General features: G+C 70.7%; 18 protein-coding genes. 12 read left to right on the top strand and 6 right to left on the bottom strand.

Features of this window, described 5'->3' with window-relative positions:
• Positions 1–70 precede the first annotated feature (70 nt).
• Positions 71–685, top strand: a complete 615-nt coding sequence (locus tag HNR23_RS18155; RefSeq protein ID WP_343070614.1) for a sigma-70 family RNA polymerase sigma factor — start codon at positions 71–73, stop codon at positions 683–685.
• 59 nt (positions 686–744) lie between these two features.
• Here HNR23_RS18155 and HNR23_RS18150 read toward each other — a convergent pair whose 3' ends face one another.
• Positions 745–2229, bottom strand: a complete 1485-nt coding sequence (locus HNR23_RS18150; protein ID WP_184077051.1) for an NADH-quinone oxidoreductase subunit NuoF family protein — start codon at positions 2227–2229, stop codon at positions 745–747.
• Positions 2226–3098: a hypothetical protein gene (locus HNR23_RS18145; RefSeq protein WP_184077049.1), complete on the bottom strand. Its 873-nt coding sequence runs from the start codon at positions 3096–3098 to the stop codon at positions 2226–2228. Before HNR23_RS18145 ends, HNR23_RS18150 begins: the two co-directional genes overlap by 4 nt.
• Before the next feature lie 475 nt (positions 3099–3573).
• Here HNR23_RS18145 and HNR23_RS18140 point away from each other — a divergent pair, with 475 nt between their 5' ends.
• The 5 genes from HNR23_RS18140 (at position 3574) to HNR23_RS18120 (ending at position 10593) form a co-directional block, all read left to right on the top strand.
• A complete protein-coding gene (locus tag HNR23_RS18140) occupies positions 3574–4134 on the top strand; it encodes a hypothetical protein (protein ID WP_184077047.1) in 561 nt (186 codons plus the stop codon).
• A 47-nt stretch (positions 4135–4181) separates the two neighbouring features.
• Positions 4182–4832, top strand: coding sequence for a DUF4142 domain-containing protein (locus tag HNR23_RS18135; protein ID WP_184077045.1), 651 nt, complete (start codon positions 4182–4184; stop codon positions 4830–4832).
• 134 nt (positions 4833–4966) lie between these two features.
• Entirely contained in the window at positions 4967–6184 is a 1218-nt protein-coding gene (locus tag HNR23_RS18130) for a DUF1996 domain-containing protein (RefSeq protein WP_184077043.1), read from the top strand.
• Between the two features lie 311 nt (positions 6185–6495).
• Complete coding sequence (locus HNR23_RS18125) at positions 6496–8310, top strand: phosphoenolpyruvate carboxykinase (GTP) (RefSeq protein WP_184077041.1); 1815 nt, start codon at positions 6496–6498, stop codon at positions 8308–8310.
• Between the two features lie 1437 nt (positions 8311–9747).
• Positions 9748–10593 carry a putative protein N(5)-glutamine methyltransferase gene (locus tag HNR23_RS18120; protein ID WP_184077039.1) on the top strand — a complete coding sequence of 282 codons (846 nt, stop codon included), beginning with the start codon at positions 9748–9750 and terminating at the stop codon, positions 10591–10593.
• A 63-nt stretch (positions 10594–10656) separates the two neighbouring features.
• Here HNR23_RS18120 and HNR23_RS18115 read toward each other — a convergent pair whose 3' ends face one another.
• Positions 10657–11478 carry an oxygenase MpaB family protein gene (locus HNR23_RS18115; protein ID WP_184077037.1) on the bottom strand — a complete coding sequence of 274 codons (822 nt, stop codon included), beginning with the start codon at positions 11476–11478 and terminating at the stop codon, positions 10657–10659.
• Positions 11479–11821: 343 nt separating this feature from the next.
• Here HNR23_RS18115 and HNR23_RS18110 point away from each other — a divergent pair, with 343 nt between their 5' ends.
• From HNR23_RS18110 to HNR23_RS18090, 5 genes are all read left to right on the top strand, one after another.
• A complete protein-coding gene (locus HNR23_RS18110) occupies positions 11822–13594 on the top strand; it encodes an ABC transporter family substrate-binding protein (RefSeq protein WP_184077035.1) in 1773 nt (590 codons plus the stop codon).
• A gap of 161 nt (positions 13595–13755) precedes the next feature.
• On the top strand, positions 13756–14766 hold the full coding sequence (locus tag HNR23_RS18105; protein WP_184077033.1) for an ABC transporter permease: 1011 nt from the start codon (positions 13756–13758) through the stop codon (positions 14764–14766).
• Positions 14759–15703, top strand: a complete 945-nt coding sequence (locus HNR23_RS18100; protein WP_184077031.1) for an ABC transporter permease — start codon at positions 14759–14761, stop codon at positions 15701–15703. The genes HNR23_RS18105 and HNR23_RS18100 overlap by 8 nt, the downstream gene beginning before the upstream one ends.
• A 14-nt stretch (positions 15704–15717) precedes the next feature.
• The gene (locus HNR23_RS18095) at positions 15718–17946 is read left to right on the top strand and encodes an ABC transporter ATP-binding protein (RefSeq protein WP_246422288.1); all 2229 of its coding nucleotides are present in this window, start codon (positions 15718–15720) and stop codon (positions 17944–17946) included.
• 466 nt (positions 17947–18412) lie between these two features.
• Positions 18413–19261, top strand: a complete 849-nt coding sequence (locus tag HNR23_RS18090) for an SAM-dependent methyltransferase (protein WP_184077029.1) — start codon at positions 18413–18415, stop codon at positions 19259–19261.
• Positions 19262–19291: 30 nt separating this feature from the next.
• On the opposite strand, the gene HNR23_RS18085 is transcribed toward HNR23_RS18090, so the two are convergent.
• On the bottom strand, positions 19292–20011 hold the full coding sequence (locus HNR23_RS18085) for a peptidoglycan recognition protein family protein (RefSeq protein WP_184077027.1): 720 nt from the start codon (positions 20009–20011) through the stop codon (positions 19292–19294).
• Positions 20012–20175: 164 nt separating this feature from the next.
• On the bottom strand, positions 20176–20949 hold the full coding sequence (locus HNR23_RS18080) for an enoyl-CoA hydratase/isomerase family protein (RefSeq protein WP_184077025.1): 774 nt from the start codon (positions 20947–20949) through the stop codon (positions 20176–20178).
• Positions 20950–21929: 980 nt separating this feature from the next.
• On the opposite strand from HNR23_RS18080, the gene HNR23_RS18075 reads away from it, so the two are divergent.
• Positions 21930–22220, top strand: coding sequence for a hypothetical protein (locus HNR23_RS18075; RefSeq protein ID WP_184077023.1), 291 nt, complete (start codon positions 21930–21932; stop codon positions 22218–22220).
• 25 nt (positions 22221–22245) lie between these two features.
• Here the strand turns inward: HNR23_RS18075 and HNR23_RS18070 are convergent, their stop codons facing one another.
• Positions 22246–23019 (bottom strand): bestrophin-like domain, encoded by a 774-nt coding sequence (locus tag HNR23_RS18070; RefSeq protein WP_246421795.1) that lies wholly within the window; start codon positions 23017–23019, stop codon positions 22246–22248.
• Positions 23020–23379 lie beyond the last annotated feature (360 nt).

Here is a 23379-nt window from a genome sequence, read left to right as displayed (position 1 = left end):
CGATCGAAGCCGCCGCGACCTGCGCATGCGTCCGTGATCTCATGTTTCGCGGAATTTTTCGGATTCCCGCGTGACTTGGGTCGGTTTCGGCGAGTATGTGGATGTGCGGCGTCAAAGTTCCCCCACAATTCATCGGACGACCGCGGACGACGACCTGGCGGAGCGCGAGGAGCAGCTGGTGCGCACGCTCTACCAGGAGTTCAAGGTCCCCCTACTACGCAATGTCCGGCAGCTGACCGGCGGTGACCAGCAGTGGGCCGAGGACGTGGTCCAGGAGACCGTCCTACGCGCCTGGCGGCACGCCCCCCGCCTGCAGCGGGAGCCCCACAGCCTGTGGGCCTGGCTGATGACCGTTGCCCGGCGCATCGTCATCGACGACCGCCGCCAGCGCGGCATCCGCCCCCAGGAGGTCGTGGCCGACCGGATCGACACCGACCCGCCCGTACCCGACGGTTCCGAACCCACCCTGTCGGCGATGGTGGTGTTGGAGGCGCTGCGCGGCCTGGCCCGCCACCATCGCGAGGTCCTGGCCCACGTCTACCTGCGCGACCTCAGCGTCAACGAGACCGCCGAGACGCTGGGCATCCCCGAGGGCACCGTCAAGTCGCGCATGCACTACGGCCTGCGCCGCCTCCGCGAGAGCCTGGAGGAACCAGAGGAGGAGAACGGCTCCGCCCCTCCCTGAACCCCCACCGCGGCCCCTGCCCCTTCGATGGCCTCGGGAGCGGGACGGCGCGGCAGCGATCAGAGGGGCGGCGGCGACTCCAGGCGCAGCGCGAGGGACGGGCACATCTGCACGGCCTTGGCCGCCGCGTCCTCCGACCGCACCGGGACGTCCACCGTCGGGCTCTCCGGGAAACCGTTGCGGTCCAGCTGGATGAGCTCCGGGGCGAGTCGGGCGCACAGCCCGTGGCCGTCGCACCGCGACCAGTCCAAGACCAGGCGGCGGCCGGAGTCGTCCTTGGGCAGGGGCAGCACACCGGGCCGGGACGTCCCGCAGCCGCCGTCGTAGCGGTGCGCGGCGACGTCGTCGGGGAACGCCTCCAGCGCCGACAGCGCCATCCGCGCGGTGCCGTCCGGGTGGGAGCAGGCGCCCCGACGGTTGCCGATGGCCGCCGCGCGCTGCACGTCCTCCGGGTCGGCCTCGCCGTCGACCAGGGCGTCGAACGCCCGCGCCAGCTCGGGGAGGCCGCGGAAGCACGGCCCGCACTGCATCGCGCTCTCCCGGGCCATGTAGTGCAGTACCAGCGCCGTCTCCTCCAGCGGGCAGGAGTCGTCGCCCAGCGGAACCACGACGCCCGCGCCCAGCGCCGAGCCGACCGCCTCCATGCCCGCGCGGGAGACCACCGCCTCGTGGACGGCGTCGGGCCGCAGCCACTTGCCGTGGTAGCCGCCCATGAGCACACCTCGGCCCACCGGTGCGTGGCAGGCCACCAGCACGTCGGACAGCGGGGTTCCGCTCGGGCACTCCACCACGGCCGGGGCCTTGGCCGAGCCGCTGACGCTGAGCAGCACCGTTCCCGGCTCGCTCGTCAGGCCGACGGTGGCGTACTGATCGGCGCCCAGCGCCGCGACCAGGCTCAGCTGGGCATAGGTCTCGGCGTTGGACAGCACCGTGGGGAGGCCGTCCACCCCCCGGTCGCTGGCCCGGACCTTGCGGCCGGGCGGGATCGGCACCTGCCCGTTGATCCCCCGGACCAGGGAGCCCCCCTCACCGGAGATGAACCGGTCGGGCATGCGTACGACCTGCACGGCGATGTCGGAGTCGCGTTCGTCGATGGCGTCGAGCAGGGACTTCTCACCGGCCTCGCCGCATGCGATGCCGATGGTGATCTCCGGGGCGTTCAGCGCCCGCGCCGTCAGCTCGGCACCGTCGAGGATGAGGTGCGGCGCGCGGGTCAGCAGCATCAGGTCCTTGGCGGCGGCGGGCTCGCCCTCGGTGGCGTTGACGACCACCCGCACCGGCGTGCCGCGGCGCTCGGCCGACCGTACCGCCGCCTGCAGCTTGCGGGCGAACGGGAACCCGGCCCCGCCCCGACCGCGCAGGTCGGCCAGGCCGGCCATGGTCATCAGGTCGTCGACGTTCAGCCGCGGCATGTCGCCGTGGAGCGCCTGGTGGGTCAGGAAGTCGAGGCGGGAGCCGCGTCCGCTGTCGAGCCCGAGGGTGAGCCGCGGCGTGCCGATCGCGCGTACAGGCGGGACCTCCCCGAGGGGGGCGACCGACGTCATCTGTCGTGTCTTTCGCTGCGCATGGAGGACCAGAAGTCGGCGTCGTCGACGAGCGAGGCCCGGCGTTCGGCCGGATCGTCGGGGTTCCGGGCGTCCCCGGTGCCGCCGGGGAGGTCGGCCGCGGCATCGTCGCCGCTGAGGCCGCGGCGGATCACGGTGGCCCTGCCCCGGGCGCGGCCGCCGGCGGCGCGGTTGGCGGAGGCCGGGCGGACGACGTCGGCCCGGCGCTCGGGTTCGCGGCGACCGGTGTCCGGACGCATGAGCATGCGGACGACGAGCGCGCCCCCCACCGCCGCCAGGCACAGCGCGTAGCCCACGGTGACGTAGCCGTCGGGCTGGCGGCCGGCGGTGAGCCCGTGCACGATCGCCATCGGCCAGCACAGGAAGGCGGTGGTGTGCACGACCCGCCACGCCCACTGCCAGGACGTCCCGGCCATGCGCTTGCGCAGCAGGCTGGTGACGATGATGAGGATCATCAGGTTCGACGCGTAGACGCCGAAGGCGATCGAGATATCCGTGCCGATGGGCACGATCGCGCTGAACAGGCCGACACCGGAGTAGGCGACCTGCAGTGTGATGTGGGCGAACAGGAACCCCACGGACGCGAGCGCGATCGCGCGGTGGAGCGTCTGGTAGGCGATGCGCATCGCGGGGGACGTCAGGATGCGGTCGGCTGCCAGCAGTCCGCTCACCACGAGGGCGGTCATCCCGAGGAGGGCGATGACTCCGGAGTATGCCCACAGGAAATCCTGCAGAGTCCGGATGAACGCCACCTGCTGCGGGCCGGCCACTGCAACAATGGTGTTGACCAGGAGTATTCCCGCCAGCAGCGAAACCTTCACCCAGGGTCGCCGCAGGGGTTGGGACACGGCATCCCTAGGTCGTGTCCTCCCTGGTCGGGGCCGTTTCCTGGATGCCGTCCGGGTCGTGTCGCCCGGCTTTAGCGTTGGGATCTGCTCGAACATGGCTGTCCTCCACCGTCCAGGCGGATCGGAATCTCCGCGGGGGCTGCAGTGGCCACACGGGAGTGGTGAACGAGAGATGCGCGCTTTGTCGACAGTAGCAGCAGATCCGCCGTTCGGGGGACGGGTTGGGGCGGATTCGGTAGTTGATCACCGTCGCGTGGGGATTGTCCGTTGATCACTCCGTGTAGCACACGATCTTTCCAGTCCAAAAGAATCCCCTGATCACCGCCGTATTTCTCAACTTCCGTCACTTGAGTTGAACCGTTCACCGTCGGGGACCGTATCTCTAGGCAATAAACGGCGTCGTTACCCAGCGACATCGAGAATGGATCGGAAGAGAACCGTGCGTGCTGGAAACAAGACCTTGATCTCCGCCGGTATGACCGCCATACTCCTGACCGCCGCCGCATGCGGAAGCGACGGAGATGCGGGCTACGGCGGCTACGACGGCGCGGACAAGGACTCCGCCACCTCTGAAGAGGGCCAGGACCAGCAGGGCGGAGCCGATACGACGCTGCAGGTGGCGAAGGGCACCAGCGCGGGTGACGTGGTGGCCGACTCCGACGGATACACGCTCTACATGTTCACCCAGGACTCCACCGAGCCGCCCACGTCCACCTGTGCCGCGGACTGCGCCCAGCAGTGGCCCCCCGCCCTGGCCGAGGGTGACCCCACCGCTGAAGGCGTCGAATCCGCCCTGGTCGGAACCATGGAAAGGGAGGACGGCGAAACCCAGGTCACCATCGCCGGCTGGCCGCTGTACCGCTACGCGGGGGACGTGTCCCCAGGGGACGTGAACGGCCAGGCGATGGGCGGCAGCTGGTACGCGGTGGCCCCCGACGGCCGGCAGGTCGAGGGCGACGGCACCGGCGGTGCCGAGGACGGCGATGGCACGCACGATATGGACATGGACATGGACGGCGGCTCCGGCGGCTACTGACGCCTGACGCCTCATGACGCAGTCGGGTTTTCGCGGGAGGACGGGAAGTGAAGCGGTTCCAGGGCTTCGGAGTCAGTTCGCTGAGATATGTCGAGTACGGCGGGGTGGTGGTCTTCCTCCTCGTCTCACTCCTCACCATCGTCATGGTGGTCCCGAACGGCGCGACCTCGGTGGCCGGAGTTTTCTGGCAGGACTGGAAGTCGACCCCGTTCGGTCCGCTCGGCCCCTCCGACCGCGAGGTGCTCATCAAGGTCCGCGAGGCCAACCTGTGGGAGATCCCCACGGGCCAGCAGGCCATCGAGCGCGCGCGCAGCGAGCGCGTACGCGAGGTCGGCGTGATGCTCTCCGAGGACCACAAGCTGCTCGACGAACGGGTGCGCGACGTCGCCGAGCAGCTCGACGTCGTCCTGCCCAGCATGCCCACGCGCGAGCAGCAGCGCTGGATGGAGGAGATGTCCCGGCTGTCCGGGGACGAGTACGACAAGGTCGCCGTCAACCGCCTGCGCTACGCGCACGGCCAGGTGATCCAGCTGCTCGCCGAGGTGCGCGCGGGCACCCGCAACGAGCTCATCCGCTCGTTCGTGCAGCACACGATGCTCGTCGTGCTGCGGCACCTCACCCACCTGGAGAGCACCGGCCTGGTCGACTACGAAGACCTTCCCGAACCCCTGCCACCGGAGCGGCGCCCCGGCGTCTGACCTCGACGAATCAGTCCCCCCACGATCGATAAGGGAGAGGTGTAGTGCGTAGACACCGACAATCCGGTCGAACCGACCGGAAAAGGAGACAATCCGCGGAAGGCCGCAGTGCCGACCGGCGGCGGGTGCGCCCCGTGGTGCTCGCCTCCGCCACCGGGGCACTGGTACTGGCCGGGGCGCTGTCCGTCGTCGCCCTCGGCGACCCCCGGCAGGTGGAGGTCGACATCGTCGGCTGGGGTGCCTCGGCCGACGACGGCGGCGCCCGCTTCTTCTGGCGCGGCGACGGCGGCAAAGGCATCGACACCGGCGCCGGCAAGGACGGGGTCGACTTCGACCTCGACGGCGGCCGGGACGGCGACCGCAACGGAGGCCGGGACGGCGGGCACGGGGGCCACGGGGGCCACGGCGACCATGGCGGCCATGGCGACGCAAAGGTCACCGGCCCGTCCGACGCCGACTTCGTGCCGATCGAGCAGGCCCCGCCGGCCGACATCGAGCTGCAGGCGAGCGGTTCCGGGTCGACCGGGACCTTCGTCTCGGACTGCGGAACCAACGAGAACCGGCTCTTCAACAGCGAGAACGTGATCGTCGCCCCCGGCGTCGAGCACGGCGCCCAGCACACCCACGACTACGTGGGCAACCAGAACGTGCAGAACTACGTCGACGACCTCGACACCAACAACCGGCTGCTCGCCCAGGGCGACACCAGTTGCGTCGACGAGCGCGACCAGTCCTCCTACTTCTGGCCGGTGCTCCGCGACATCAACGGCGTGGACTTCGACGCCAACGACTCCGGCGGCGGCGCCGACGGCAACTTCGGCCGGATCCTGCGCCCGCAGAGCGCCATCCTGGAGTTCCGCGGGAACCCGCGGTCCGAGGTCGAGCCGATGGCGCCGTTCCTGCAGGTCATCACCGGCAACGCGCGCGCGTTCACCACGGGCGGGGAGAACGCCAACGCCCGGTGGACCTGCACGGGCTTCGAGGACCGGGCGTTCAGCGACCGGTACCCGCTGTGCCCCGGCGGCTCCCAGGTGGTGCGCATGATCGACTTCCCCAGCTGCTGGGACGGCCGCAACATCGAGAGTGACGACAACAGGTCGCACATCGTGTTCCCGCGCAGCGACGGAAGCTGCCCGCGCGGAACCGTGGCGGTGCCGCAGCTGCGCCAGACGCTCGTCTACGACGTGCCGGAGGGCAACAGCTTCGCCATCGACGGCTTCCCCGAGGAGCGACGCAACCCGATCACCGACCACTCCGACTTCATCAACGTCATGTCCGACGACCTGATGCGCGAGGTCGTCGACTGCATCAACAGCGGCCGGGACTGCGGCACCGGCGACCGGAACGGGTGACGGCGGCGGACGGCACCCCCGTCCCCTCCGCCCCCTCGAACGCGCCCGGCGGCCATCGACGGTCCGCGGGCCGGGAACGTCTCCTACCCGCCCCGGCCCCCGACCTCGGTACCTCCTCTGCCCGGCCGCCGGGCGCGCCGTACCCCGACCACGCACCCGAGTGACGAACGCCTCCTTCCGAAAGCGATGGAACGAATCTCCGCAGGCGAGGGATTACTGAACCTATGGTCTAGACCTCCTGTCCAGACCAACTAGCCTGGAAGGGCCCGGTTCAACGATGATGCGGACCTGTCCATCCCGAAGGAGTCGTTGTGACCGACAGTGTTGCCGATACCGGACTTCCGCCCACTGACCACCAGGAACTCATCGACTGGGTCCGTGAGGTCGCAGCCCTGGCCAAGCCCGAGAACGTCGTCTGGTGCGATGGTTCCGACGAGGAATGGGAGCGGCTGACCGGTCTACTCGTGGATAACGGGACCTTTGTCCGGCTCAATCCCGAACTGCGGCCCAACAGCTTCTACTGCCGATCCGACCCCGGCGACGTCGCCCGGGTCGAGGACCGCACGTTCATCTGCTCGGAGCGGGAGAGGGACGCCGGTCCGACCAACAACTGGATCGCGCCCGACGAGATGCGCGCCACGTTCGCCGATGTCTTCGACGGCTGCATGCGCGGCCGCACCATGTACGTGGTGCCGTTCTGCATGGGGCCGCTGGGCGGTGAGATCTCTCAGCTCGGCGTGGAGATCACCGACTCCGCCTACGTCGCGGTGTCGATGCGCATCATGGCCCGGATGGGCACCCCGGCCCTGCGCCTGATCGAGGAGCGCGGCTCCTTCGTCAAGGCCGTGCACTCCGTGGGCGCCCCGCTGGAGCCGGGCCAGGCCGACGTGCCGTGGCCGTGCAACGACACCAAGTACATCTCGCACTTCCCCGAGACCCGCGAGATCTGGTCCTACGGCTCGGGCTACGGCGGCAACGCCCTGCTCGGCAAGAAGTGCTACGCCCTGCGCATCGCCTCGGTGATGGCCCGCGACGAGGGCTGGATGGCCGAGCACATGCTCATCCTCAAGATCACCCCGCCCGGAGGCGAGGCCCGCTACATCGCGGCCGCGTTCCCGAGCGCCTGCGGCAAGACCAACCTTGCCATGCTGGAGCCCACCATCCCCGGTTGGAAGGTCGAGACGGTCGGGGACGACATCGCCTGGATGCGTTTCGGTGCAGACGGCCGCCTGTACGCGATCAACCCGGAAGCCGGGTTCTTCGGCGTCGCACCCGGCACCGGCGCGTCCACCAACGCCAACGCGGTGGCGACGCTGTGGGGCAACAGCATCTTCACCAACGTCGCCCTCACCGACGACGGCGACGTGTGGTGGGAGGGCCTCACCGAGGAGCCGCCCGCCCACCTGACCGACTGGAAGGGCCGCGACTGGACGCCGGACTCCGACGAGCCGGCCGCCCACCCCAACGCCCGCTTCACCACCCCGGCCGGGCAGGCACCGACCATCGCCGGGGAGTGGGAGGACCCCGCCGGCGTCCCGATCTCGGCGATCCTGTTCGGCGGCCGCCGCGCCACCGCGGTCCCGCTCGTCACCGAGTCGTTCAGCTGGCAGCACGGCGTCTTCCTGGGCGCGAACGTCGCCTCGGAGAAGACCGCGGCAGCGGAAGGCAGGGTCGGCGAGCTGCGCCGCGACCCGTTCGCGATGCTGCCGTTCTGCGGCTACAACATGGGCGACTACTTCGCCCACTGGCTGGACATCGGCCGGATGACCGACGCCGAGAAGCTGCCCCGCATCTTCTACGTGAACTGGTTCCGCAAGGGCCAGGACGGCCGCTTCGTATGGCCGGGATTCGGCGAGAACAGCCGCGTCCTGAAGTGGATCGTCGAGCGCCTCGACGGGACGGCCGACGCGACCGAGACGGCGATCGGCCTGGTCCCGGGCGAGGGCGGCATCGACACCGAGGGCCTCGACCTCAGCGCCGAGGAACTGGACTTCCTGCTCTCGGTCGACCGCGCGACCTGGCGCGAGGAGGCGGACCTGATGCCGGAGTTCTTCAAGTCCTTCGGCGACCAGTTCCCCGCCGAGCTGTGGGACGAGTACAACGCCCTGCACGACCGCCTGGCCTGAGCCCGCCCGGACCGATCCGGGCGAGAACCGCGGACACACGGGGAGGACCCCCTCAGGGGTGGGGCCCTCCCCGTAGGGGCAGGTGGTGGCCGCCGCGGCAGACGGGCCCGCTGAGCACCTTGTCGGCGGTCCGGTGCGGGGTGTCCTGCAGAGACGGGGGCAGCAGCGACGAGGGCGGTAGGGGCTTGGGGCCGCCGGTCGTCGTGCGGGTGGGTCGGCAGTCGGGCTAACGGCGGGTGCCGACGCCAAAGACCGCCCCCGGCCCCGTACCGGGAAGCAGCGACGAGGAGGAGGGGTCTGGGGCGGTCGGTCGCCGTGCGGGTGGGCGGCTGGCCGCGCCAGCGGTGGGAGCTATCGCCCTGGTCAGGCCCCGGACCCGTACCAGGGAAGCAGCGACGAGGACGACAGGGAGGGGCGCCCCTTCCGTCCCCCGGTCTGCCCTACCCCCGCCTGCGCGCCCACCCGACCGATGCCCTTCCTCCGTTGATCTCGGGGCTATCGACCGAATACCGACGAGAATTCGGTCGATAGCCCCGAGATCAACGGACGAGAGGGTGGGAAAGCGCTGTCCGGCGGTCTTTCGGGCCCGGTGGGCGGTTGGGGTCGGGCGGGTCGGTGGCTGCGGCCCGCCCGGACGTCCGGGTTTCCGTTTCGCGTGCAGCCGTTTCCGCGATCCGAGAGCCCCGCGGCCTCTCTGAAGATGATCATGGTCTCGCATCCGGTGGCGCCCGTTTCGCCCGATTCTTTCCCATGGTCATCGCGGGAAATCATTCTGGGCTGCCCGGAGTCCCCGATCCGGGCGTCCCAACCCGCCCGCCACCGGGGTTCGGGCGTGGGAGAGCGTTTTCCCACCCCTCTTTCGTTGATCTCGGAGATATTGGGGTCTCGCGGGCGATTTTCACCCCAATATCTCCGAGATCAACGGACGAGTGCGCTGGTCAGGGCGGATGTGGGACGGGCCGCGGGGGGGGGGGGGGGGGGGGGGGGGAAGGGGCGCCCGTCCCCTCCTCCTCGCTGCCTCTCCGTCCGGAATCGGGGCCGAACAGAGGTGCTTGCTCCCACCGTCAGCCCGGCCCCCGCCCACCCGTGTGACGACCGGCCACCCCACGCCCCCACCGCCCTCGTTGCTGCTGGCCCCGTCTCGACAGGACACCCGGCACGGGATCGCCCGCAAGGCGTTCAGCGGACCCACCGCCCCTACCGGTCACCGCCCCTACCGGTCAGCGGGGAGGGGTACCGGTGCGCCGGTCGGCTCAGCGATGTCAGGCCACCCGTGCACCTGCGGTAGCGTTGATCCGTCTTGAAGGACCTACCGAGGAGGTGAGACCCGTTAACGCTGGATCAGGCCGGGTACTCCCACCTCGCGACCGAGCGGTCGGTGCGCCGTTGTCGACATAGGCGACCGAGGGGGTGCCCACGGGCATCCGAAAGGTTTCCATGTCGGCTTTCACTTCCGTTTCCACATCCGCTTCCCCGCTCGTCCTTCCGTCCCGCGCCCGGGCCGACGTCGTCTCCCGCCTGCGGGCCGCGGGCTGCGTCTTCGCCGAGGACGAGGCGCGGCTGATCATCTCCACCGCACGCACCCTGGACGACGTCGAGCTCATGGTCGGACGGCGCGCATCCGGACTTCCCCTCGAACACGTCCTGGGCTGGGCGGACTTCTGCGGCCTGCGGGTCGCGGTCGGCCCCGGGGTCTTCGTGCCGCGCCGCCGCACCGAGTTCCTCGTCGAGCGGGCCGTCGCCCTCGCCCCGCCGCGCGCCGTCGTCCTCGACCTGTGCTGCGGCTCGGGCGCCGTGGGCGCGGCCGTCGCCCGGCACCCGTCGGTCGCGCCGGGCGAGCTGCACGCCGCCGACATCGACCCGGCCGCGGTGCGCTGCGCCCGGCGCAACGTCGTGGCCGTCGGCGGGCTGGTCTACGAGGGCGACCTCGACGCGCCGCTGCCGCCCACCCTGCGCGGCCGGGTCGACGTCCTCGTCGCCATCGTCCCCTACGTGCCCAGCGCGGAGGTCGGCCTGCTGCCCCGTGAGGCCCGCGACCACGAGCCGCGGTCGGCCCTCGACGGCGGCGGCGACGGGCTGGACCTCCTGCGCCGCGTGGCGGCTTCGGCACCGAAGTGGCTGGCTCCCGGCGGCCACCTGCTGGTGGAGACGAGCGAGCGCCAGGCGCCGCGGGCGGCCGACATCCTGGGCCGCTGCGGGCTGTCGGCGGAGGTGGCCCGGTCGGAGGAGCTGGACGCCACCGTCGTCACCGGGGCCGGAGCAGGGCCGGGGGCCTGGAACTGAGGGATGCGGGGTGAGCGGGTGGCCGCGGCCGTCCGTTCACCCCACCCGCCTGCCGGTCCGGGCTCAGCGGGGGCGGGCCGCCTGCTTCGGGCGGTGGTAGAGGCGGTTGCGTCGGGTCTGGCGGCGCATGTCCCACATGTAGGCGCGCATCGGGAAGGTGCGGACGGCGGCGGGGAGGCGCGGGTAGACGCGGCGCAGGGCGGAGAACAGGCGGTCGAAGCGGCGCTGCCGGGCCTCGCTCCAGGCCAGGCCGAGCTGGTCGCGGATGCGCGGCGGCAGGAGGCCGGAGGCGAGGAAGGCCTGGAACCGGGCGAGCGGGCGCAGCAGGGGGTTGGCGGGGGCGAGGAGGGCGCGGGCGATCTCGCGTGCGGAGTCGTCGACGTCGATCGACGCCACCATGCGGTCCCAGTAGGCGTCGAAGGCGTCCCGGGAGGGCGGCCAGGTCTCCGGCGGGCAGCCGAGCGAGGTGGCGAAGACCGACGCCTGCCGGTACGCCTCGTCTTTGTCCTGCGGGGGCAAGGGGCCGAAGGTCAGCTCGTAGAGCCGGATGCCGGAGTCGTAGAGGGTGGCGGCGACCCACAGCTGCAGGTCGGGGTCGAGGGCGTCGTAGCCGGGACCGGTGATCTTCGTGTGCATGGCCCGGACGATGCGGGCGATGCGCTCGGCCTCCTCGCGGGTGCCGAAGACCTGCCCGTAGACGAAGGTCAGGGTGCCCCGCAGCCGGTTGACCGGGCGGGCGGCGAAGTCGCTGTGCTCGCGGACGCCCTGGCCCACGGCGGGGTGGGCCACCTGCATCAGGACCGCGTAGCCGGCCCCGCCGAGGAGGACGGCCTCGCGGTTGATCCGCCGGATGGCCGCGCCGTCGGCGAAGAGACCTGTGTCCATGGGGTCCAGCTTAGGTGTGAGGGAGTCGATGGGCCGGGCGTCGGCCGCTGTGTTGTGCGCTTGCCGGCGGCGTGCTGCCGATATCTTGCTGTCGCCCGCCGGTTCCCAGGGTGAAGATCGAAGATGGGGAGCGACGTCGAAGATCGAATTCGAGTCTGAGTGTTCGCTGGGAAAAAGTTGTGCAAGGGGATCGTGGGATGATTTGTGGCCTGAGTGGTTTCAGGTTTGTCACAAATCGCCTTTATGTCTTATCTGTGCGGCGGGTGGAATGTTCTGCTGTGCGGTATCACGACCGGTCTGAGTAGGCGCGATCCGCTGATCTCTGGAATCGGCAACGAGAAGGATGGGAACCGTGCTCAAGCTAAAACCGGTGACCGGACTCGCCGCGGCCCTGACCGCCCTGGCGTTGACGGCCACCGCATGTACCGGCGGCAATGGCGGCGACGGTGCGGTCCGCGGCTGGGAGGACTGCGAGGAGAACCCCAATACCTGCAACAGCGGTGAACGGGGCGAGGGCGGTGAGATCACCTGGGTGATCAATTCGCTGCCCGGATCCTGGAACCTGATATCCCCCGAGGGCGGCAGCGTCTACACCAACCAGATGCTGGAGGGGATTCTGCCCTCTGTCGGGCGCTGGGCCCCCGACGGGGAGACCTATGAGCACGACATGGACCTGCTGGCCGAAGAGCCGGAATTGATCGAAGAGGATCCCTTCACCTTCCAATTCAAACTCCGGCCTGAAGCGGTATGGAACGACGGCACGCCCATCACCGCCGACGACTTCGAGGTCACCTGGAAGATGGCGGCCAGCCCCGAGGAGGGGCACTGCGACGGCTGCCGGTCGCGCGCGCCGGGCGAGTACGACGACGTCGAGAAGATCGAGGGGACCGACGACGGCAAGACCGTCACCGTCACCCTGAAGGACGGCAAGGCCAACGCCGAGTGGTTCGGCTTCCTGGACGGGCACAAGATCTCCGGCGGGCTGTACCCCGCCCACCTGGCCGAGGAGCAGGGCCTCGACGTCGGCGACCCCGAGGAGCTCGGTGAGTACTTCGACTGGCTGAACGAGACCATGCCCGAGTACTCCGGCGGGCCCTACAAGATCGTCGACGGCGACCTGGAGAACCAGGTCATCAAGGAGCCGAACGAGAACTGGTACGGCGAGATCCAGCCGACCCTCGACAAGATCATCATGCGGTTCAACCCCGACGAGGGGACCTGGATCCCGGCCCTGACCAACGGTGAGATCCACGGCGCCAACCCGGCGCAGTACAACGACGACATCATCGAGCAGGTCAAGGCGATGGACAACGTCTACTTCGACATCGGTCCGGGGGCCAGCTGGGAGCACATCGACTTCAACACCGAGAACGAGTGGCTGGAGGACGTCGAGCTGCGGCGGGCCATTTTCACCGCCATCGACGTCGGCGAGATCGCCGAGCGGAACTTCGGCGCCGGCTACCCGGACTACGAGATCAAGACCAACTTCTCCTTCGCCCCGGAGAGCCCGTACCACCGGGACGTCATGAGCGGCACCGGGCAGGGCACCGGTGACACCGAGACCGCCGAGAAGATCCTCACCGACGCCGGGTACGAGATCGAGGACGGCACGCTGACCAAGGACGGCGAGAAGGTCGGCCCGTTCCGGCTGCGCTCCACCGACACCGTCGTCCGCAACACCTCGCTGCAGATCATCCAGTCCCACCTGTCGGACATCGGGGTGGAGACCAACATCGAGGTGACCGACGACCTGGGCGAGATGCTCGGCAAGCAGGACTACGACATCGTGCAGTTCGGCTGGAGCGGCAGCCCGTTCTTCATCGCCACCCCGTTCCAGCAGTGGCACAGCAGCAGCGGCAGCAACTTCGGCAAGTACGAGAACGAGAAGGTCGACGAGCTGGTCGAGAAGGTGCTGGAGGCCAAGACCCTCGACGAGGCCGCCGAGCTGACCAACCAGGCCCAGGAGGTCCTGGTCGAGGACGCCTACGTGCTCCCGATCATGGACGAGCCGGCCTACGCGTTCGTGACCGAGGGTTACGTGAACATCCGCGACAACCGCCAGGCACAGAAGCGCGCGATCTACAACATGGGCGAGTGGGGGACGGTGGCCCAGTAGCCCCGCGGCCCCCACCGGTCGGCGCGCGCTCCCGCTCCGGCGCGCGCCGGCACCCCGCCCATCTCCCCACCATCGCTCGGACCGCCCGTGCTCCGGGCCGGGCCCGGCGACCCGCACCGGGCCCGGCCCGATCGTGACGACCCGACCGAAGGATCACCGCGATGCTCGTGTACACCGTGCGGCGGATACTGGGCACGATCCCCGTCCTCCTCGCGGCCTCCGTCCTCGCCTTCGTCCTCATCGACGTGTCCGGCGACCCGCTCGCCGACATGATGGTGCAGCAGCCGCCGCCCTCGCCCACCGTCATCGAGGCCGAGAGGGAGCGCCTTTACCTGGACCGCAGCATGCCCGAGCGCTACGTCCTGTGGCTCACCGGCATCGGCGGCAACGGCGACATCGGCCTGCTGCAGGGCAAGTTCGGCCCCTCCGTGCAGGGGCCGCACTACGACATCGGCGCGAACATCGCCGAACGCTTCGCCACCACCATGCGCCTGGTCAGCGTGGCCGTGCTGCTGGCCCTCGGACTGGCCATCGTCTCCGGCGTCGTCAGCGCGATGCGGCAGTACTCCAAGATCGACTACACCCTCACCTTCATCGGCTTCCTGGCGCTGGCCATGCCGACCTTCTGGCTGGCCGCCCTGATCAAGGAGGCCGGGGTGTGGACCAACCAGCAGATCGGGTTCCGCCTGTTCGCCACCATCGGCGCCTCGTCGCCCGACACACGCGGCTTCACCCCGCTCGAAAGCCTCACCGACGCCGCCGCGCACCTCGTGCTGCCCACCCTCGCGCTGATGCTGACGGGGTACGCGGCCTGGAGCCGGTACCAGCGCACCTCCATGCTGGAGGTGCTGAACAGCGACTATGTGCGGCTGGCCCGGGCCAAGGGCCTGCCCGACCGGGTGGTGATGCGCCGCCACGCGCTGCGCACCGCCCTCATCCCGCTGACGACCGTGGCGGCGGTGACGATCGCCGGGATCATCGACGGCGTCGTCCTCACCGAGACCGTGTTCCAGTGGCGCGGCCTGGGCGACTTCTTCGTCGAGGCGATCAAGCGCAGCGACTCCTATGCCCTGATGGGCTGGCTGATGCTGAGCGGGGTCATCGTGATCACCGCCAACCTCCTCGCCGACCTCCTCTACGCCGTGCTCGACCCGAGGATCCGCTATGAGTGACATCGAAGGCCGTGGGACGGGCCGCTCGGCCGAACCCGCTGCGCCGGGCCCCGGAGCGGAGCCGGTGGCGACCGTGCGGGAGCGCGGCCAGGCACGTGTCGTCCTGGAGCGCTTCCGGCGCCACCGGCCGGCCGTCATCAGCCTCGTCGTGCTTCTCGCCATCGCCGCGTTCGCGTTCCTCGGCCCGTTCGTGTGGCAGTGGGACCACATGGTGCACCGGGAGATTCCGGGCAACCGGCCGCCGAGCCTGGACCACCCGCTGGGCACCACCAACGCCGGGCACGACATCCTCGGTCAGCTGATGCGCGGCACCCAGCAGACCCTCAAGGTGGCACTGACCGTGTCGCTGCTGGCCACGGCGATCGGGGCGGTCTGGGGCGCGGTGGCCGGGTACCTGCGCGGCTGGGCCGACGCCGTCATGATGCGCATCGTCGACGTGATGCTGGTGGTGCCCCTGCTGGTGGTCGTGGCCGCCATCGGCGGCAACGTCCGCGGCGGCACCACCTGGTACGCGGTGGCACTGATCATCGCCGCGTTCTCCTGGACCACCATCTCGCGGGTGGTCCGCGGGGTGGTGCTGTCCCTGCGCGAGCAGGAGTTCGTGGAGGCGGCACGCGCCGCCGGGGCCACGGGCACCAGGATCGTGTTCCGGCACCTGCTGCCGAACGCGGCCGGGCCGATCATCGTGGCGGCGACGCTGCTCATCGCCACGGCGATTCTGCTGGAGGCTTCGATGTCCTTCCTCGGCTTCGGTATCCAGTCACCGGACATCTCGCTGGGCCTGATGATCGACAACGCCCGGACCGCGGCCTTCACACGGCCGTGGCTGTTCTACCCGCCAGGCGTGATCATCGTGCTGATCTGCCTGACGATCAACTTCATCGGCGACGGACTCCGGGACGCCCTCGACCCCCGGCAGACCATGGTGCGGAGGTGACGGTGGTGTCTGAGATGACGACGGAGGACATGCACTCCCCGGGGCCGGGCGGCACGGAGGAGCGAGAGACGGTACTGGAGGTCGACGACCTCACCGTCGGCTTCCCCACCGACGACGGGCTCGTGCGGGCGGTGCGCGGTGTCTCCTACCGGCTGCGGCGGGGCGAGGCGCTGGGCATCGTGGGCGAGTCCGGGTCGGGCAAGTCGGTGACCTCCCTGGCGATCATGGGGCTGCTGCCCAAGACGGCCCGGGTGAGCGGGTCCGCTCGGGTGCTGGGCCAGGAGATGGTCGGCCTCGACGACGCGCGCATCTCCAAGGTGCGCGGCAACAAGATCGCGATGATCTTCCAGGACCCGCTGACCTCGCTCAATCCCGTCTACACGGTCGGTCGGCAGATCGCCGAGGCGGTGCGCGCCCACCACGACGTCAGCGAGCGCGAGGCCCGGGAGCGGGCGGTGGAGCTGCTGGGGATCGTCGGCATCCCGTTCCCCGAGCAGCGGGTGCGCGCCTACCCGCACGAGCTGTCGGGCGGCATGCGCCAGCGCGTGGTCATCGCGATCGCGATGGCCAACGACCCCGACGTGATCATCGCCGACGAACCGACCACAGCGCTGGACGTGACCGTGCAGGCCCAGGTCCTGGAGGCGCTGGAGACCGCGCGGCAGCGGACCGGGGCGGCGCTGGTGCTCATCACCCACGACCTCGGGGTGATCGCCGGGCACGTCGACCGGGTCGCCGTGATGTACGCCGGGCGGATGGTGGAGACCGGGAACGTCGACGCGGTGTTCCACGCCCCGCGCATGCCCTACACGCTGGGGCTGCTGGGCAGCGTGCCGCGGATGGACGAGTCGCGGCACGAGCGGCTGACCCCGATCCTCGGCACGCCGCCGTCCCTGCTCCACCTGCCGCCGGGGTGCACCTTCGCGCCGCGCTGCCCGATGGCCGAGGAGGTGTGCCGGGCCGAGGAGCCGCCGCTGGCGGTGGCCGAGCACGGCAGTGGAGAGATGGGCGGACACGCGGTGGTCGCCCCGGGCACCGAACCGCACCGGTCGGCCTGCCACTTCCGCGACCGCCTGCGGGAGGCCCGGCCCGACGAGCTGTTCCGCCCCACGGCGGTGGACGCGGAGACCACCGAGGAGGTCCAGGCGGTGGCGGCGGGAGAGGTGGCGGAGCCGGTCGCCGAGGCGGGGGCGGGTGCCGCGCGGCCCGAGCCTGCCGGCCCGGTCGACCCCAGGGCGCCGCTGCTCGTGGCCGAGGACCTGGTCAAGCACTTCCCGGTGCGGTCGAGGGGCATCATCCGGCGCCGGGTCGGGCACATCCACGCTGTCTGCCGCGTCTCCCTGGAGCTGCGTGCGCGGGAGACGCTGGCGCTGGTGGGGGAGTCCGGCTGCGGCAAGTCGACGACCGCGCGGCTGCTGCTGCGGCTGATCCCGGCGACGGCGGGCGAGGTGCGCTACCGGGACCGGCCGCTGACCGGGTTGAAGGGCGCGCAGATGCGCCCGCTCCGGCGTGAGCTGCAGATCGTGTTCCAGGACCCGTTCGCGTCGCTCGACCCGCGCATGACCGTCTTCGAGATCATCGCCGAGCCGCTGCGGATCCACGGCCTGTTCGGCGGGGACGGCGCGGAGCGGGTGCGCGGGCTGCTGCGCACCGTGGGCCTCAACCCCGAGCACGGGTCGCGCTACCCGCACGAGTTCTCCGGCGGGCAGCGGCAGCGCATCGGCGTGGCGCGGGCGCTGGCGCTGCGGCCGAAGGTGCTCGTCCTGGACGAGCCGGTCTCGGCGCTGGACGTGTCGATCCAGGCCGGCGTCATCAACCTGCTGGAGGACCTGCAGGCCGAGCTCGGCCTGTCGTACCTGTTCGTGTCCCACGACCTGTCGGTGGTGCGGCACATCGCCGACCGCGTGGCCGTGATGTACCTGGGCACGATCGTCGAGACGGGCACGACCGAGCAGCTGTTCGCAGCGGCCGCGCACCCCTACACCCAGGCGCTGATCTCGGCGATCCCGCTGCCCGACCCGCGCAAGGAGCGGGCGCGCCGGCGGATCCTGGTGACGGGCGACGTGCCGAGCCCGGCGGCGCCGCCGTCGGGGTGCCGATTCCGTACGCGGTGCCCGAAGTTCGCCGGCGAGCTGTCGGAGGTGGAGCGGACGCGCTGTGTGGAGGAGGTCCCCGAGCTGGCCGACCGCGGACAGGGGCACGCCTCCGCGTGCCACTACGCCCAGGCGCGCACGCTGGTGTGACCGGTCGGCAGGGGTGGGCGGGCAGCCGTACAGGGGCGTACATGCGCGGATTCCGGATGGTGCCGAATACGGCGATGCCCCATGAATCAATGGGATCGCTTCGCCCGTAATCCCGCAGGAGGCGGCGATAGTTCGCGATGATCCTGCGGGTTGGGTCCCGTCCGATATCCGGCCCGGCCGGCGCCGCGGCCGACCGGGCCCGCGCGGCCGCGGCGCCCGGGGAGCCTCCGAGGAGGCCCGTCTGACCTGGGCGAATGCGGGATCGCGCGGCCCGGGCACAGGCGCGGACCGCCCCCGTTCCACGTACGGGGGGCGGAGCGCCGCGGGAGTGGCCCGGCCACCTGTGTTCCAAAGGCGACCTTTTCGGGCCCGGTCGGGCCGCCGGTTCCCGGAAAGACCCGGACACCGGAAAACCCCGCGGCGTACGATGCTGGCACCCCTCGACATAGACGAGAAGGCTTGGTTCATGAGCACAACCGATGGGACGGCTTCCGGAACCGACCGGAAATATCTTCCCGACTTCGGGCTGTCCACCGCCTCAACGGCCCGTGTCTATGACGCGCTTCTCGGGGGAAAGGACAATTTCGAGGTCGATCGGAGAGCGGCCGACGTCTTCGAGGCCTATCTTCCGCGATCCCGCGAGACCGCCCGGCTGAATCGCGAGACACTCATCCGCGGCGTGCGGTACATGGCGCGGGTGGGCGGCGTCGACCAGTTCCTGGACATCGGCTGCGGGCTGCCCACGATGAAGAACACGCACGACGCGGCCCAGGAGATCAACCCCGACGCCACCGTGGTGTACGTGGACAACGACCCCATGGTGCTGTCGCACGGCCGCGCGATCCTCGCGGACAACAGGACCACCACCGTCATCACGGCCGACCTGCGCGACCCGGGATACATCCTGGGGCACCCCGACGTCCGGCGGTTCCTCGACTTCGACCGCCCGGTCGGGCTGATCGTCGTCGGGATGCTGATGCAGCTGCACGACTCGGAGAAGCCCGACGAGATCGTGGCGGAGCTGATGGGCGCGCTGTGCCCCGGCAGCCACCTCTTCATCACCACCTGGCCCGACACCGGCCACCCGGCCCAGCATGCGCTGTCCCGGGCCTGCCTGGAAACGCTCGGCAACGGGTGGCTGCGCCCGCTGAACGAGGTCTACGACCACTTCCTCGGGATGGATCTGGTCCCGCCGGGACTGGAGTACGAGTCGCGGTGGTTCCCCGAGGACCCGGAGGGCCCGGAGGTCATGCCCTTCGAGAAGTTCCAGGACCACCACTGGGCGATGATGGCGGGCATCGCGCGCAAGTCGTGACGCACCGGTGTCGCCGCCGAGGCACCCGCGTCAGGGGGTGATCGGCGCCTCCCAGGTGGCCCGCCAGGTTTCGGGGCCGACGATGCCGTCCACTCCGAGCCGCTTCTCGCGCTGGAATTCGATGCACACGTTCCTTGACGCGGGGCCGTAGGCGCCGTCCACGGTGATACGCCAGCCGCGCTGCCGCATCCTGGACTGCCAGGTCGTCACCGAGGAGTGCCGGGTGATCGGGGGATAGCGCAGGTACACCCCGGGCCAGGGCGGGGCGCTGCCCGGGGGCGAGCCGCCGTTGACGGGCATCCCGGCCCGCAGCCAGCCGTACAGGTCGTTGCCGGGGCACGCGGTGGGGTTGACGTCGCGGTGGCCCTTGCGCATCAGGGTGCGCCCGGCGCGCCGGTTGGCCTCGTCGTACAGGGCGCGGACGGTGCGCTTGGCGGCCGCGGTGGCGTCACCGTCGCGCCCGATGAAGCAGACACCGATGCCCTCGGTGTTGCGCGGGGCGGCGTGCGCGCCGATGACCAGCCAGCCGCGCCCTTCGTAGGCGTTGCCGTGGGTGTCGACGAGGAAGTTGTAGCCGATGTCGGCCCAGCCGTTGGAGTCCATGTGGAAGTTCTGGATCTGGCGCGGTGTCTGGGTGGTGGGGCCCGCGCTGTAGTGCACGGTCACCTCGACCCGTCGGCTCCAGGTGGTGGTGCTCCGGCTGCGTGGGGGGCGTGCTCCCCAGGCCGAGCGGCTGATGATGCTGACCATGTGCGGGGGATCTCCGTTCGCGAGCGGGGGACGATCCTGCGGGGTCGGCCGGGCCGCTGACGGAGGGACTGCGTAATGCCCAGCCGTAATCTGACAAATACCCGGTGTGCCCGTTTTGAATCGTCAAAATCTCAACGGAAACGCCGACGTATTGATCGTTCGGATCAGCCATTCCATCGGAAATCGGGGGTGCGGCGATCCAGGAACGCGGACACCCCTTCTTCGAGGTCACCCGAGGCGCGCATCCGCGCGAACCACGCGTCGACGACCTCGTCGGTCAGGGCGCCCGCGCCGATCCGGTCGATGATGTCCTTGGACGCGCGCACCGTGAACTGGGAGCGGCCCGCGATGGTGCGCGCCACCTCGTCCACCCGGTCGTGCAGTCGGCCGACCGCCACCACCTCGTCGCACAGCCCGGTGCGCAGTGCGTGCTCGGCGTCGATCGGGTCGGCGGAGTAGACCAGCTGCTTGACGGTGGACGGCCCGGCGATGCGCACGAGCCGGGCGAGTGCGCTGACCGGGTAGATGATGCCGAGCTTGGCCGGGGTGATGGCGAACCGCGCGTCGTCGGCCGCGATGCGCAGGTCGCAGGCGGCGGCGAGCTGGCAGGCTCCCCCGTAGCAGTTGCCGCGGATCGCCGCGATGACCGGCTTGGGGAAGGCGGCCAGGGACTCCTCGGCGGCCGTGGGCAGGTCGTCCTCTCCTTCCCCGGTGATGTCGTCGAGTGCGGAGATGTCGGCGCCGGAGCAGAAGGTGTCGCCCGTGCCGGTGAGCACGGCCACCCGTACGTGGGGGTCGTCGCGCAGTTCGGCGAGCAGCGGCGGAAGGTCGGAGTACATCCGGGCCGTCATCGCGTTGCGCTTGGCGGGGTGGTCGATGGTGATCGTCGCGACGGCGTCCTTGACGGCGAGGCGGAGGCCCGGATCTGCGGCGGTCATGCGCGGTTCCTTTGCATCGGGTGCTCGTGGGTCGGCTCCGGTGCCCGGTGGCCCGGACGCCGGCGTGCGCCCGTCTCCCGCGTCGGGTGCACGGGAGACCCTACGGCGTTCGGTCGGGGGGACACGCGAACGCCCCCGGGATCGGTGCGGCGGTGGGCTGCGGGGCCGCGAATCGGGCACCCGGTGTGACCGGGGCGTGCGGCGCGCCGGTCCGGCCGGACCGTGCGCCCGCGAAACGGTTCCCTCGCCCGGAGGGGAAGGGAACGCCCGTTTCCCGTTTCTTCGGGAGGCGGCCAGCAGATGTCGCGGTTTCGACTGACAGGGCGATCTCGATCGCACATCATGGCCACGGTGGAATCGGTTGATCACGCCCTGTGAGGGCATCTCCTTTTCCTTCGCAGTTCGCGCAGAATATCGCCGAAGAGAGGGTCTGAGTGGAAACAGTGGAAAGCTGTGCGCTCGGTTCCGCCGCCCGCGGCGCGGCGGTGGCCTTCGCACTGGCCGGGGCCACGGCCGGCGCGGCCCATGCTCACGCCGACACCGGTGCCGACGTCGGCGCCGCGGTAGGCGTCGGTGTCGACGCGAGGGCCGACGTGGCGGCTCGGGCGGCGCCCGGTGCCGGCGTCGGCGTGGGTGTCTCGGTGTGTGTCACCGCTCCGGGCGTCGGGATCTCCGTCGGCCGACCCGGCTGCCCGCCCCCGTCGGCACCGGAGCCGCCCGGCCCTCCTGCGCCGCCGGCACCGACGCCGCCCCCGCAGCCGGAAGTTCCGAGGCCTCCCGAACACCCGGCACCGCCCCCGCCGCCCCCACCCGCGCAGTCTCCCGAACCCCCGGAGGTTCCCGCCGCCCTCGAACCGCCGGTGCCCCTACCGCCGGTACCCCCACCGCCGCCCCCCGGCCCCGCGGAACCCGCGCCACCCGGCGAACCGGCCCCGTCGGCCCCGCCCGGCGCGGCTCCCCCCGACCCTGTTCCGCCGGTCGTGGAGTCGGCCCCGGGCCCCGATGCGCCGCCACCGCCGCTGGCGGCGTCGGCCGCACCCGCGCGTGAGCCGACGGAGCCGGCGCGGGTTCCGGAGGAGGAGCCCGCCCCCGACGAGCGGGCCGCAGCTGAACCGACGCAGGAGGCCGAGGTCATCCACCTGCAGTTCGCCCCGGCGCCCCCGGATGGGCCGCGTGTGGCGGCCGGTCACTTCCCGCCGATGCGGATGATGGTGATCGCCGTGCTCATCGCGGTCGCCGTGGCCGTGGGCTCCGGCCGGATGCGCGCCTGACCGGGTAGGGCCCGCGCGCACCCCCTCACAGCCGCCCTATGGCCTGGTCGATCCGGTCGAACCCGGCGAGGGCCTCCTCCAGTGGTTCGGAGTCGACCGGGATGAGACCGGAGTACGGGTTGTCCAGGAACAGCAGGGCCAGCACCGTCGACGCGACGACCAGCATGTTGGTCACCGACCAGAACACCCCGGCGCGGGAGCGCGCCCCGCCCATCCCGAAGGGCAGGACGGCGATGGCGAGTGCGGTGACGGCCGTGATGGCCAGGAGGGTCCTGGGGATGTGGTCCTGGGCCGAGTCGGCCCGCTCGATGCGCTTGTCGACCAGGCCGGACACCTCCTGCCGGGCGACCATGCGGTCGAGTGCGTCGGCCTGGTCGAGGGTCGGGAGCTCGGCCACGCTCGCCCGGAGGCGGTCGAGGGCGGCGTCCCCCGCGGCGCTGAGCTCGCCGTGCCGCATTTCCGGCCAGTCGTTGCGGATCACCGTCTCGACGTAGGTCCGCAGCTCCCGGCGGATCTGCTCGCCGCTGTTCTCGGGGAACGTGGCGGTGCTCCAGTAGAGGTCGGTCGCCGATGTCGCCTCGGCGACGACGTCGTCCGCGGCCTGGCGGTTGTTCTCCCACCCGATGACGATTCCCATGGCCACGGCGATCAGGTAGATGGACAGCAGGCAGGGAATGACGAGGCTTCCGATCGCTCCGCCGTCCTCGTGGGGTTTGAACCCGAATCGGCGTACGATCACCACGCCGGCCGCCGTGAGAACGGCGATGGCGATGAAGAGGTAGAGGGGGCTGATGGTCAATGGCACTCCAGCGGAATTCTCAAGAATCGACAGGGGTGTCGCCGTAAATCGGTTCCTACGTGGGGTGGGCTCCCGGAACGGTGTGGAGAAACGGGGGAGAGGAGAAATGTTCCGTGAGTCCGGAAGGCCATCCTCATCCTTACCACGGCGCCCAAATGGTCGGGGGAGCATTCGGGGAACGCGCGCGAATTCGTCGGATTCCGCGGAGTGCGGGCAGGTGCGGAGGGGTGGTCGGCTCGGGGGCGGCTGCGGGCCGCTGGATGTGCAATTCCCCGCAAGGTCGGCGAAACGGTGCGAATGCATCGTAAGCGGCCTGGCGGGCTTCACGCTGTGATCGAGAGGGCAGGAGATGCACGGTCG

This window comes from Nocardiopsis mwathae, assembly GCF_014201195.1.
Taxonomy (GTDB): Bacteria; Actinomycetota; Actinomycetes; order Streptosporangiales; family Streptosporangiaceae; genus Nocardiopsis_C; species Nocardiopsis_C mwathae.
Note: the sequence above shows the minus strand (reverse complement) of the source record. Positions and strands in the feature narration are given on the sequence as shown.